Annotated in this window: 15 protein-coding genes and 1 tRNA gene; 6 read left to right on the top strand and 10 right to left on the bottom strand. The window is 24.6% G+C overall.

The genetic code is table 11. From position 1 onward, the window contains the following. From DM780_RS00550 to DM780_RS00525, 9 genes are all read right to left on the bottom strand, one after another. Positions 1 to 1,359, bottom strand: a complete 1,359-nt coding sequence (locus DM780_RS00550; protein ID WP_110548559.1) for an aldehyde dehydrogenase family protein — start codon at positions 1,357 to 1,359, stop codon at positions 1 to 3. Between the two features lie 38 nt (positions 1,360 to 1,397). After that, complete coding sequence (locus tag DM780_RS00545; RefSeq protein WP_110548558.1) at positions 1,398 to 1,844, bottom strand: SufE family protein; 447 nt, start codon at positions 1,842 to 1,844, stop codon at positions 1,398 to 1,400. A 119-nt stretch (positions 1,845 to 1,963) separates the two neighbouring features. Beyond that, positions 1,964 to 2,320: a hypothetical protein gene (locus tag DM780_RS03020; protein ID WP_235611993.1), complete on the bottom strand. Its 357-nt coding sequence runs from the start codon at positions 2,318 to 2,320 to the stop codon at positions 1,964 to 1,966. Further along, entirely contained in the window at positions 2,317 to 2,664 is a 348-nt protein-coding gene (locus tag DM780_RS03015) for a hypothetical protein (protein ID WP_235611999.1), read from the bottom strand. Before DM780_RS03015 ends, DM780_RS03020 begins: the two co-directional genes overlap by 4 nt. A gap of 132 nt (positions 2,665 to 2,796) precedes the next feature. Further along, complete coding sequence (locus DM780_RS03040) at positions 2,797 to 2,850, bottom strand: hypothetical protein (RefSeq protein WP_262494727.1); 54 nt, start codon at positions 2,848 to 2,850, stop codon at positions 2,797 to 2,799. After that, complete coding sequence (locus DM780_RS03010) at positions 2,843 to 3,142, bottom strand: uroporphyrinogen decarboxylase/cobalamine-independent methonine synthase family protein (protein WP_262494724.1); 300 nt, start codon at positions 3,140 to 3,142, stop codon at positions 2,843 to 2,845. Before DM780_RS03010 ends, DM780_RS03040 begins: the two co-directional genes overlap by 8 nt. Positions 3,143 to 3,302: 160 nt before the next feature. Further along, entirely contained in the window at positions 3,303 to 4,505 is a 1,203-nt protein-coding gene (locus tag DM780_RS00535) for a putative sugar nucleotidyl transferase (protein ID WP_110548557.1), read from the bottom strand. An 18-nt stretch (positions 4,506 to 4,523) separates the two neighbouring features. Further along, the gene (locus tag DM780_RS00530; RefSeq protein ID WP_110548556.1) at positions 4,524 to 4,778 is read right to left on the bottom strand and encodes a type B 50S ribosomal protein L31; all 255 of its coding nucleotides are present in this window, start codon (positions 4,776 to 4,778) and stop codon (positions 4,524 to 4,526) included. Then, the gene (locus tag DM780_RS00525; RefSeq protein WP_110548555.1) at positions 4,747 to 5,886 is read right to left on the bottom strand and encodes a 3-oxoacyl-ACP synthase III family protein; all 1,140 of its coding nucleotides are present in this window, start codon (positions 5,884 to 5,886) and stop codon (positions 4,747 to 4,749) included. The genes DM780_RS00530 and DM780_RS00525 overlap by 32 nt, the downstream gene beginning before the upstream one ends. 113 nt (positions 5,887 to 5,999) lie before the next feature. On the opposite strand from DM780_RS00525, the gene DM780_RS03035 reads away from it, so the two are divergent. From DM780_RS03035 to DM780_RS00500, 6 genes are all read left to right on the top strand, one after another. Then, on the top strand, positions 6,000 to 6,173 hold the full coding sequence (locus DM780_RS03035; RefSeq protein WP_262494723.1) for a class I SAM-dependent methyltransferase: 174 nt from the start codon (positions 6,000 to 6,002) through the stop codon (positions 6,171 to 6,173). A gap of 2 nt (positions 6,174 to 6,175) precedes the next feature. Beyond that, complete coding sequence (locus DM780_RS00520) at positions 6,176 to 6,724, top strand: ubiquinone/menaquinone biosynthesis methyltransferase (protein ID WP_262494722.1); 549 nt, start codon at positions 6,176 to 6,178, stop codon at positions 6,722 to 6,724. 41 nt (positions 6,725 to 6,765) lie between these two features. After that, a complete protein-coding gene (locus DM780_RS00515) occupies positions 6,766 to 8,271 on the top strand; it encodes a GH3 auxin-responsive promoter family protein (RefSeq protein ID WP_110548554.1) in 1,506 nt (501 codons plus the stop codon). A 57-nt stretch (positions 8,272 to 8,328) separates the two neighbouring features. Next, positions 8,329 to 8,598, top strand: a complete 270-nt coding sequence (gene rpsO / locus DM780_RS00510; protein ID WP_014246054.1) for a 30S ribosomal protein S15 — start codon at positions 8,329 to 8,331, stop codon at positions 8,596 to 8,598. A gap of 128 nt (positions 8,599 to 8,726) precedes the next feature. Further along, a complete protein-coding gene (locus tag DM780_RS00505) occupies positions 8,727 to 10,877 on the top strand; it encodes a polyribonucleotide nucleotidyltransferase (protein WP_110548553.1) in 2,151 nt (716 codons plus the stop codon). A gap of 18 nt (positions 10,878 to 10,895) precedes the next feature. Continuing rightward, a complete protein-coding gene (locus DM780_RS00500) occupies positions 10,896 to 11,759 on the top strand; it encodes a sigma-70 family RNA polymerase sigma factor (RefSeq protein WP_110548552.1) in 864 nt (287 codons plus the stop codon). A gap of 10 nt (positions 11,760 to 11,769) precedes the next feature. On the opposite strand, the gene DM780_RS00495 is transcribed toward DM780_RS00500, so the two are convergent. Then, positions 11,770 to 11,843: transfer RNA gene (locus DM780_RS00495), tRNA-Arg, on the bottom strand. Positions 11,844 to 11,878: the final 35 nt, after the last annotated feature.

The raw sequence follows: 11,878 nt of genomic DNA, 5'->3' as shown, positions 1-11,878 counted from the left end.
TTATTTTTTTATAATAATAGTTTTCCAATTAGAAAATTCTTTTATAGATAGAGCCGAAAGTTCTCTTCCATATCCAGATTTTTTTACTCCTCCAAAAGGGAAACGAGGATCTGATTTTACAATTTCATTAACAAATACCATTCCAGTATTTATTTTTTGGGATAATATTTCTGCTTTTTTTAAATTTTTAGTCCATATAGATGCTCCTAATCCATAACAAGTAGCATTAACAATAGAAGGAATTTCTTTTTCATTATAAAAAGTATAAACTAATCCTATTGGACCAAATATTTCCTCTGAAAAAAATAAATTATTATCTTCTATTCTTAATAAAGAAGGAGAAAAAAAATTTCCATTTTTTTTAGTTTCTAAGCATATTTTACATCTATTAGATGAAATAATATTCTTATATTGTTTATACAATTTTTCCGATAAGTCTGAACGAGCAATATAACCTATATTAGTAGATTCCTCATATAAATCTCCTTGATGATATTTTTTCATTTCTTGAATAACAAGATCTATAAAATCATCTACAATAGAATGATCTATAATAAACCGTTTAGCAGAAATACACGATTGTCCTGTATTATTTAATCTCGACTCTGTAGCCAATTTTGCCGTTTCTTGGATATTGTTTACATCTTTCATGACAATAAAAGCATCATTTCCTCCTAATTCTAAAATAGATTTTTTAATATGTTTACCTGCTATATTTCCTATATGACTCCCAGTTAAATAACTTCCTGTAAAAGTGACTCCTTGTATGATAGGATTTTCTATTACTAATTCTATTTTAGGTATATCTATTAAAAAAACTTGAAAAATTCCTTTTGGAAATCCAGATTCAATAAATATTTTTTCTAAAAGAATAGAACAACCTACCGTATTAATAGCAGGTTTCAAAATAATTACATTTCCTAGTAAAATATTAGGAATTGTATATCTTATAGTTTGCCAAATAGGATAGTTCCAAGGCATAATTCCTAATATAGGACCTATAGGTTCAAATCGAATGTAAGATTTTTTATATTCAGTATAGATATTTTGAAAAAAAATAGATTCTTCTAAATCAATATAATATTTGCATAAATTGATACTTTTATTTACTTCTTTACGTGATTGCGTTATAGGTTTTCCCATTTCTTGGGTTATTAAATATGATAAAATATCTAAAACACCTTTCATGGAAGATATTAGTTTATTAATATATTCCATCCTAGAAGAAAAAGAAAGATATTTCCATTCTTCATATGCTTTATTAGCTAAATTAAGTTTATCATTAATTTTTTGATCCTCTATAAAAGAATAAGTATTTAATATATTATTATCAACAGGATTAATAGTTTGGAATTTCATAATTTTTTTTTATAAAAAATAAAAGAATGGTAAAATTCCTATGTATTCTTACCATTCAAGCTAACAGAAATTTTTTCATTAAAAGCTATTGCATAAAACTTAATTTTTTTTAAAAATAAAAGTATACCATTAGCACGAATCGGGGATAAAAATGTTCGAAACCCAATTTCAGAAATAAAATTGGCCTTATATGAAATAATTTCAAATGGAAAATGACCTGAATATATACGAATCATAATAGCAGCCATTCCTCTAGGTAAAAGAGCATCACTATCTGCATCAAAAAAAATACGTACTCCTTTTAATTTAGCTTCCAACCAAACATTAGATTGACATCCATGAATTAATTTATCTTCAGATCTAAAAATATTGGACTTTTTTGGTAAATTTTTTCCTAAATCTATAATGTATTCATATTTTTCTTCCCAATTCTTGAGAAGAAGAAATTCCTTTTTAATTTTTTCTTCTTTATTCTGTAATGTCATTTCAAATATTTTATAAAATAAAAATCTAATTAATCAATTTTTTTATAGTTATTTTTGCCTATTCTATCATATTTTTCAGTAATTTTATTATACTTCATCCCATTTTATAGTTTTTAAAATCAACAATCTGGATTAATATCAATATTTCTAATTAGTCTTCTATTAGAAGATTTTTGAATTAAATCGAATATTTTTTCTACAGTAGGAATTCTTGGAGAATGAATATCATATACCCCTGCTCCAATTTCATTTGGATAATAAAATTTTGAAAATGCCTTTAATAATTTCATTCTTGATCTAGAAGTTTCTAAAGTAATTACATCGGCATATAGATCTGCTATATGTTTTAATATATCATTAAACTCACTGTAATACATATGTGTATAAATTTTTGTTTCATCTTCCACACCACTTGAAGAAAGACGAAAGACTTTAATAGACCATTTAAAATAAAAATCCCAATCTTTTTTTTTCAAAGGTAATTCTTCTCTAATAGAAGGTTAATCAATCTAAATTCCAAATTTTTTATTAAAATAGAATTATTTACTTTTATAATATTTTCTAAATCGATTAATCCTAAAGATAAAATTGTTTTTTTATCTATTAAAAAATCTAAGATTATTTCTAATTTTTCTGGATTTTCTATTAAATCAATATGTAAAGCTTGGATAGAAAGATTTTTAAGAAGAAAAATATTTTTTGAAATTCCATAAAAATAGGATGTGAGTAAAATATTTATTTCCGAACAAATTTTAGATATTTCTTGATAATCATATTTAAATGCTTCTATTTCTTTTTGAGATAAATCTAAAACTAAAATTGGTTCATCTATTTGAATATGAATACAAGTAGCTCCTTGATCTTTTAATTTTTTAATTTTTTTTATAACTTTACTTACTTATTCAAATTCATTAAATATTTTTTGGGATAAAATATAGAATTTTTGATTTTTTTAAAATTTTGGAACTATATAATGATAATTATTAGTATTAAACCATTTAGTCATTTCCATTACCTTTATATATATTACATCCATCTTTTTGAACTCCTCTAGTCAGGTAAAAATAAAGATCTATATCATGTTTCATAGGGATTAAAGAATAATATTTTGGAATAGATCCTAATAAAAAAGACATGTCTAGAACATGATCATAAAAACTAAAATCATTACATGGAATCAAATCTAAACCAGCATGTTCTTGTATTTTCCAATTTTCTTTTCGTATTTTATAACCAATGTTCAATAAATACTTCAATCCGATCTTATTGGACCAATAAAATTCACAATATTTTTTCAATTCTATTTGGATATCTATTCTAGGATAACCTAAATTCTATTTCAGCATAAAATCATTTTTATTTATATTAAAAACCAAATAACCAATATTTTTTATAGTTTTGATAAAAAATTTATATTATAATTCTATTTGTTCTTAAAATAATAAAGTAATAAATAAGTTATATTTTATTACCCATCGAATGATATAAATATTCTAATATTTCTTTATCTAAAAAAGAAAAAGAAATATTTCTTCTATTCATCATTATTTCAGCAGTTTCACAAACCTTTCCAAAAGGAATTACTTTTCTATTTTGTATTCCACCTAAAGAAAAAGAAGGAATATATCTAGGAGGGAATCCATATCCAAAGATATTTGTATTTACACCTACTATTGTAGCTGTATTAAATTGAGTATTGATTGAAGATTTGGAATAATCGCCCATGATCATTCCAAAAAATTGAACATCAATAGGAAAAAAATTTTTTTTTTCGTAACTCCAAACTTTAACTTTAGAATAATCATTTCTTAAATTAGAAATATTGGTACCAGCTCCTAAATTACACCATTCCCCCAAAACCGTATTTCCCAAAAACCCATCATGAGCTTTATTAGAATAAGAAAAAATAATAGAATTTTTAATTTCTCCTCCTACTTTACAATTAGGACCAATCGTTGTCCCCCCATATATTTTAGATCCCATATTTAAGATGGATTTATTACAAATAGCTACAGGCCCTCTAATCATAGATCCTTCCATTATTTGAACTTCTTTTTCAAGATAAATTGGACCAAATTTTGCATTTAATACAATATTTTCGGCTGTCATATCTTCTTCTAAAAAAATTTTTTCTTTACAAAGAAGGTTATTTTTTCCAAATAGAGAAAACGAATTTTTTCCTTTTGTTAAAAAATGAAAATCTTGTTTTAAGATAATTTCATTATTTATAAATATATCCCATGGATATTGAATATAAATTACCTGGTTAATATGATATATTTTTTTATATTTTTTTAAAAATGGAGTATCTTTTCTATAATAAAAAATAGATTTTCGGACAGCTACCATTTTTTCTTTAAAAAAAATTGCCTCATTTTCTTTTAATTCAAAAATTATTTGAATCAATTTTTCATTTGGAATAAATGAAGAATTGATTAGTAATATATTTTTGTGCATCCCCATTTTTTTTTCTATTCCAAAAGAATATTTCTTTGAAAGAAAAGGTTTTGTAAGAACAAAAGCTTTTCCTCCAATATATCTTTCCCATCTTTCTCTTATTGTAAATATTCCTACTCGAATTTCTGATACTGGTCTAGTAAATGTGATAGGAAGTAAATTTTTCCATTCAGTATTACCATCGTATAATATGAAATAATCCATATATTAAGATAATTTATATTAAAATTTTTTATATTTTTCGTATTTTTTTTTAAATTTTTCTGCTGGTCCTGTTTTACCTAAAAATTTTTTTTCTCCAGTAAAAAATGGATGAGAATAACTAGATATTTCCATTTTATATAGTGGATAAGTAGATTCATCTATTTTAATGGATTCTTTTGTATTGACGGTAGATCTACAAATAAATAGTATTTCGTTGTTAATATCTTTAAATACAACAGGTCTATAATTTTCTGGATGTATTTTTTTTTTCATAATATTTTTTAATTTTTTTTTTAGGAAAACGATAAACCATTCCATTAATATTCATACCTGCTCCTAATGAAGCCATTAATATAGTATCTCCAGGATTAATTTCATGAGGAGGCATTTTTTTTTGAAGAATTAAATCCAATAGAGTTGGAACAGTGGATACAGAAGAATTTCCAAATTCTTGAATAGTCATTGGCATTAAATTTTTACAAAAATCTTTATTTGAAAATGAATACTCATACAAGTTCAATAATCTTTTTAAAATAGCATAATCCATTTTTGCATTAGCTTGATGAATAAGAATTTTTTTAAGATCTTTAATATGCAAATTCGAATGATCTAATATTTTTTTTAGCATATTTGGAACTTCTTTTAATGCATATTCATAAATACGTCTTCCATTCATTTTAATATTCACTAAAGATTTTTTATAATTAGGATTTAAAGAGGGACCATTAGTTAAATAATGTAGTTCCTCATTATTATTGCATTGAGTATCATAATAAATAATTCCTTGATTATCTTCTACTATTTCGATAGCGGATAAAACTGCAGCTCCCGCTCCATCTGAAAAAATCATAGAATTTTTATCATGTGGATCTATTACTTTAGATAAAGTTTCAGAACTGGTAATCAAAATATTTGTAGCGTTTTTAGATCTTAAAAGTTGATCTGCTAATATCATTCCTTCTATCCATCCTGGGCAACCAAAAATCATATCATATGGACGACATTTTTTATTTTTTATTTGGAGTTTATTTTTCACTCTAGAAGCTATAGATGGCATTAAATCAGATTGAAAAGAAATAGGATGAATATCTCCATAATTATGGGCAGAAATAATATAATCTATTTTTTCTTTATTAATTTTAGAATTTATTAAAGCTCTTTTTGCTGCTATAAAAGCAATATCAGAATTCAATAATGAATTATTTATATATCTTCTTTCTTCTATTTCTGTAATTTTTTGAAACTTTTTGATAATTTCTTCATTAGGTTTTTCACTTTTTAATCCTTTTTTATCGTAAAAGGTATGTTTTAAAAAATGATTATTACTTATAATTTTATTTGGTAAGTAATGTCCAGTTCCTGTAATTATTGATCGAATCATTTTTTTTTAATAAAAATAATCATTAAAAATAAAAAGCAAAAAAAAATAAAATTTTTAAATAAAAAATCGTTTTTCTTAATAACTTAATAAGTAAATATTAATTCATATCATTTATGAACAAAAATTCTATTTCATCAGAAGATAAATTAACAAAAATGTTTGATAGTATCTCTTCAAAATATGATTTTCTGAATCATATATTGTCTTTTGGAATAGATATATTATGGAGAAAAAAAGTAATAAATTTACTAATCACTATTAAAAAAAAAAATACAAAAAAATATTAGATTTGGCTACTGGAACTGGAGATTTAGCTATATTACTAGCAAAAAAATTTAAGAATGCTTCTATTATTGGTTTAGATCCTTCTGAAAAAATGCTAAAAATAGCAAAGAATAAAATAAAAAAAAATTTTTTAGAAAAAAGAATAACTTTAATTCAAGGATATTCACAAAATATCCCTTTTGAAAAAAATACTTTTGATTTAGTAACTATTTCGTTTGGAATAAGAAATTTTAAATATCTTCACCTTTCTTTACAAGAAATATATAGAATACTAAAACCTTTAGGAATTTTAGAAATTTTAGAATTTTCCAATCCTTCGAATCCTTATATAAAAATATTTTATCATCTTTATTCTAATTCTATTTTAACTAGAATAGGAACTTTTTTTTCAAAAAACCATTTTGCTTATAACTATTTACAAGAATCTATTAAATATTTTTCTTATTATGGAAAAAAAATGAAAAAACTATTAAAATACCACGGATTTAAAAATTATTCTACAAAAGAATTGACTTTTGGAATTGTTTCTATTTATTTATCCCAAAAAAAATAATTCAAAAATTTATTTTTGATTAATTAAAAAATTTCATTATAATGAAATATTTATCTGGATATTTAACATCTTCTTTTATAAAAAAAAGAATAAAAAAAATAGAATCGATCATACGATCACCAATAAAAATACAACATAAGTTAATCCATAAAATGATATTTTATGCAAAAAAAACAGAATTTGGAAAAAAATACGGATTTCAAGATATTAAAGAATATCAACAATTTTCTGAAAGAATTCCTATATGCAATTATATAGATTTAATTCCTATAATTAAAAGAATTCGTAAAGGTGAAAAGGATATATTATGGCCTGGAAAAGTAAAATGGTTTGCTAGATCTTCTGGTACTACTAATACAAAAAGTAAATACATTCCTGTTACTACTTTTTCTATGCATGATTGTCATTATAAAGCTGGAAAAGATATGCTATCTATATATATTCATAATCACCCAGAAACAAAAGTATTCTTTGGAAAAGCTCTACGTTTAGGAGGTAGTCATGAATTATGTAAAAAATACAATACTTTTTATGGAGATTTATCTTCCATTTTAATAAAAAATCTTCCATTTTGGGCAGAATATATTAGTATTCCTAGAAAAAAAATTGCCTTAATGAGTGAATGGGAAAAAAAATTAGAAACTTTAGTAAAAGTAACTGCATCCAAAGATGTTCGTATTTTATTAGGAGTTTGTTCTTGGCTATTAATTTTTTTAAATCGATTATTAAGCAAATTGAATAAACAAAAAATAAATGAAATATGGCCTAATTTAGAAGTTATATTCCATGGAGGGGTTAATTTTAATCCCTATATTAAACAATATAATGATTTATTTAATACACCTATTAATTATTATGATGTGTACAGTTCATCCGAAGGATTTTTTGCCGTACAAGATCAAAAAAATGTTGATGGTCTTTTACTTTTATTAGATCATGGAATTTTTTATGAATTTATTCCTATGGAAGAATTCCATAAACCTTATCCAAAAATTTTTCCTATTGATAAGGTAGAATTAAATAAAAATTATGCTTTAGTTATTTCTACCAATGCTGGACTATGGAGATACATAGTTGGAGATACTATTAAATTTACTAGTATATATCCATATCGTATATCTATTTCAGGGAGAACAAATCATTATATCAATTCTTTTGGAGAAGAATTAATTATAGAAAATGCAGAAATAGCTTTAAAAAAAACTTGTTTAAAAACAAATTCTATTATTCATGAATATACGGCAGGACCAATTTACATGAACCAAAAAAATTCTGGAGCTCATGAATGGATTATAGAATTTAAAAAAACTCCAAAAGATTTATCCTATTTTAGAGATATTTTAGATAATGAATTAAAATCATTGAATTCTGATTATGAAATTAAACGATATAAAAATATGGTTTTACGTCCCCCTGTTATATATATAGCTAGAACTGGATTATTCTACGATTGGTTAAAAATGCATAAAAAACTAGGAGGTCAAAATAAAGTTCCTCGTTTATCTAATGATAGAAAATATCTAGATTCTATACTTAAATTAAAATAAAGTATAAATACATATTTATAAAATATTTTTAACTTTATAAAATAAAGATATTGTATTATGTATTTAACTGAAAATAAAAAAAAGGAAATATTTAAAACATATGGAATTTCCGTTTTAGATACAGGATCTTCTCAATCTCAAATAGCTTTATTCACTTATCGAATTAATCATTTAAGTAAATATTTAAAAAATAATAGAAAAGATTTTAATACAGAAAGATCACTGATAAGATTAGTAGGAAAAAGAAAAAAATTATTAAAATATATAGAAAAAAAAGATGTAAATAGTTATAAAAAAATTATCAAAATCCTAGGATTAAGAAAATAATCTAATCTTTAATCCTTCATTATTACATACAGATAATTTCTTTTCATATCATTCATACTACACACACATAATAATAAAAAAAACATAATTTTTGTTATTTTTTTTAATCCAAAAGTAAAAAATTAAACATGCTAGATACAGTAAAGGAAATTATCTCTCTAGGAGATGGACGCACTATTATTATAGAAACAGGACAATTAGCTAAACAGGCAGACGGTTCAGCTATTATACGTATAGGGAATACAATACTATTAGCTACTGTAGTAATTTCCAAAAAAATAAAAAATGAATCCAATTTTTTACCATTAACAGTAGATTATAGAGAAAAATATTCTGCAGGTGGTAAAATTCCTGGTGGATTTATAAAAAGGGAAGGAAGACCTTCTGATGAAGAAATTTTGACAATGAGATTAGTAGATCGTGTTTTAAGACCTACTTTTCCTGAATCTTTTCGAAAAGAAATACAAATTATGATCTCTTTATTATCATATGATAATAAAGTTTTACCAGATGGATTAGCTGGACTTGCAGCTTCTACAGCATTATCTATTTCTGGAATTCCATTTAATGGACCTATATCAGAAGTTCGTATCATACGTATAAATGGAAAATTTTTGATAAATCCAAGTTTAGATCAATTGAAAAAATCTGATATAGATTTAATAGTAGGAGCTTCTACTAATTCTATTATTATGATAGAAGGAGAAATGAAAGAAATTACAGAAGATGAATTTATTCATGCGATTACTATAGCTCATCAAGAAATAAAAATTCAAATAAATGCTCAAAATAGATTAGTAGAAAAATTACTAAAAATAAAATCCAATAATCCTTACTTTTCACTTTATGCACCTAATTATATAGAAGATAATACATATTTATTGGAAAAGAAAACTATGAAAAAAAAACTTTTTTCTTTTTCATATGAAAAAATTTATAAACTATATAAACAATTTTTGGATAAAAAAACCCGATCTATTCAAGAAAATAAAATTTTAAATAATTTTAAAAAAAAATTCCCTATAGATGATCAAGAAAAAAATGAAATTTTTATCGATCAATGTTATGAAGAAATAAAAAAAGAAATTATCAGAAACATGATTTTAAAAGAAGGAATTAGGTTAGATGGAAGAACTAATAAGAAAATCCGAAAAATATGGAGTATTGTGGATTATCTTCCTGGAGTTCATGGATCCGCTTTATTCTCAAGAGGGGACACTCAATCATTAACTACAGTAACATTAGGATCCTCTTTAGATGCTAATAAAATTGATAATGTAATCATGGAAAATCATGAAAAATTTTATCTACATTATAATTTTCCTCCTTTTTCAACAGGAGATATACGTACAATTAGAGGTGTATCTAGACGTGAAGTAGGACATGGAAATTTAGCACAACGTGCCTTAAAAAATGTTATACCTGAGAATCCTTATACGATTCGTGTAGTCTCGGATATTTTAGAATCTAATGGGTCTTCTTCTATGGCTACAGTTTGCGCAGCAAGTTTAGCATTAATGGATGCCGGAATTTCTCTTGAAAAACCTGTTTCCGGTATTTCTATGGGATTATTTATAGATAAAGAAAAAAAAGTTATTTTATCTGATATTATGGGAGAAGAAGATAGTTTTGGAGACCTTGATTTTAAAATAACAGGTACAAAATATGGAATTACAGCATGTCAAATGGATGTAAAAAAAATACAAGGATTAACTTATGATATTTTAAATAAAATTTTAATACAAGCTTTAGAAGGTCGTAGATTTATTCTAAAAAAAATGCTAGAAACTTTTCCTATATATAGAAAAAAGTTAAAACCTAATGCTCCTAAAATACATACTTTCAATATCCCAAAAAAATTTATAGGTTCTGTAATCGGGCCTGGTGGTAAAGTTATTCAAGAAATACAATCTTGTACAGAAACAAGTATTTTAATTGAAGAAAAAGAGAATATGGGTAATATTGAAATTATAGGAAAAGATTATCAAAAAATAGAGGAAGCAATTCATAGAATTAAAGAAATTACTTTTGTCCCTGAAATAGGAAAAATTTATAAAGCGAAAGTAAAATCTATAAAAGATTTTGGAGCTTTTGTTGAAATATCTAAAGGTGTGGAAGGATTGTTGCATATTTCTGAAATAGGATGGAAAAGACTAAATAATATAGAAGATGAACTTCAAATTGGAGATATCATCGATGTAAAATTTATGGGAATTGATGATAAAAATAAAAAAATGAAACTTTCTAGGAAAATACTTTTACCTCGTCCTAAAAAATGAGTAAAATAATAAAAAAATATGAGACAACTTAAAATCACCAAACAAGTCACAAATCGTGAATCTGAATCTTTAGATAAATATCTTCATGAAATAGGAAAAATTCCATTATTAACTCCAGAAGAAGAAGTTGAATTCGCACGTAGAGCAAGAGAAGGAGATTCATCTGCTATAGATAAACTAGTCAATGCAAATTTACGTTTTGTAGTTTCTGTTGCAAAACAATATCAAAATCAAGGATTAAGTTTATGTGATTTAATTAATGAAGGAAATCTAGGATTGATAAAGGGTATATTGAGATTTGATGAAACAAGAGGATTTAAATGTATCTCTTACGTTGTATGGTGGATAAGACAAGCTATATTACAAGCTATAGCTGAACAATCCCGTTCTATTCGGCAACCTACAAATAAATTGGCATTATTAAACAAAATACTTAAAACTCTTGCTCAATTAGAGCAAGAACTTCAAAGAACCCCTTCTGCAAGAGAAATAGCAGAAAATTTAGAGATGAATGAAAAAGAGGTAGAGGAATCTTTAAAAAATTCCGGAAGACATATTTCGATGGATGCTCCATTAATAGATGGAGAGGATTCTAATCTATACGATTTAGTAAAATCTGATGAATCTCCTCGTCCAGATGAACATTTAGAAAAGGAATCTCTTCGTAAAGATATAAAAAGAATTTTGGAAACTTTAAGTGAGAGAGAACGTCGAGTGATCATTTTACATTTTGGATTAAATGGATCTCCACCAATGACATTAGAAGAAGTGGGACAATCTTGTGATTTAACAAGAGAACGTGTAAGACAAATAGAAAGTATAGCCTTAAAAAGATTAAAACATTCTTCTAGAAGTAAAATACTAAAACCTTATTTAGGATAAAAATAAAATAAGACCTCGAGGGGAGTCGAACCCATAACCTTCTGATCCGTAGTCAGATGCTCTATCCAATTAAGCTACGAGGCCATAATAATTTTTCAAATTATAAAGATAATAAATAA

Origin of the sequence: Blattabacterium punctulatus (assembly GCF_003226695.1) — a bacterium.
Classification (GTDB): domain Bacteria; phylum Bacteroidota; class Bacteroidia; order Flavobacteriales; family Blattabacteriaceae; genus Blattabacterium; species Blattabacterium punctulatus.
Note: the sequence above shows the minus strand (reverse complement) of the source record. Positions and strands in the feature narration are given on the sequence as shown.

Coding starts and splice junctions, on each gene's coding strand:
- DM780_RS00550 (WP_110548559.1), bottom strand. CDS start 1,359: ATGAAATTCCAAACTATTAATCCTGTTGATAATAATATATTAAATACT.
- DM780_RS00545 (WP_110548558.1), bottom strand. CDS start 1,844: ATGACATTACAGAATAAAGAAGAAAAAATTAAAAAGGAATTTCTTCTT.
- DM780_RS00535 (WP_110548557.1), bottom strand. CDS start 4,505: ATGGATTATTTCATATTATACGATGGTAATACTGAATGGAAAAATTTA.
- DM780_RS00530 (WP_110548556.1), bottom strand. CDS start 4,778: ATGAAAAAAAAAATACATCCAGAAAATTATAGACCTGTTGTATTTAAA.
- DM780_RS00525 (WP_110548555.1), bottom strand. CDS start 5,886: ATGATTCGATCAATAATTACAGGAACTGGACATTACTTACCAAATAAA.
- DM780_RS03035 (WP_262494723.1), top strand. CDS start 6,000: ATGAACAAAAATTCTATTTCATCAGAAGATAAATTAACAAAAATGTTT.
- DM780_RS00515 (WP_110548554.1), top strand. CDS start 6,766: ATGAAATATTTATCTGGATATTTAACATCTTCTTTTATAAAAAAAAGA.
- rpsO (WP_014246054.1), top strand. CDS start 8,329: ATGTATTTAACTGAAAATAAAAAAAAGGAAATATTTAAAACATATGGA.
- DM780_RS00505 (WP_110548553.1), top strand. CDS start 8,727: ATGCTAGATACAGTAAAGGAAATTATCTCTCTAGGAGATGGACGCACT.
- DM780_RS00500 (WP_110548552.1), top strand. CDS start 10,896: ATGAGACAACTTAAAATCACCAAACAAGTCACAAATCGTGAATCTGAA.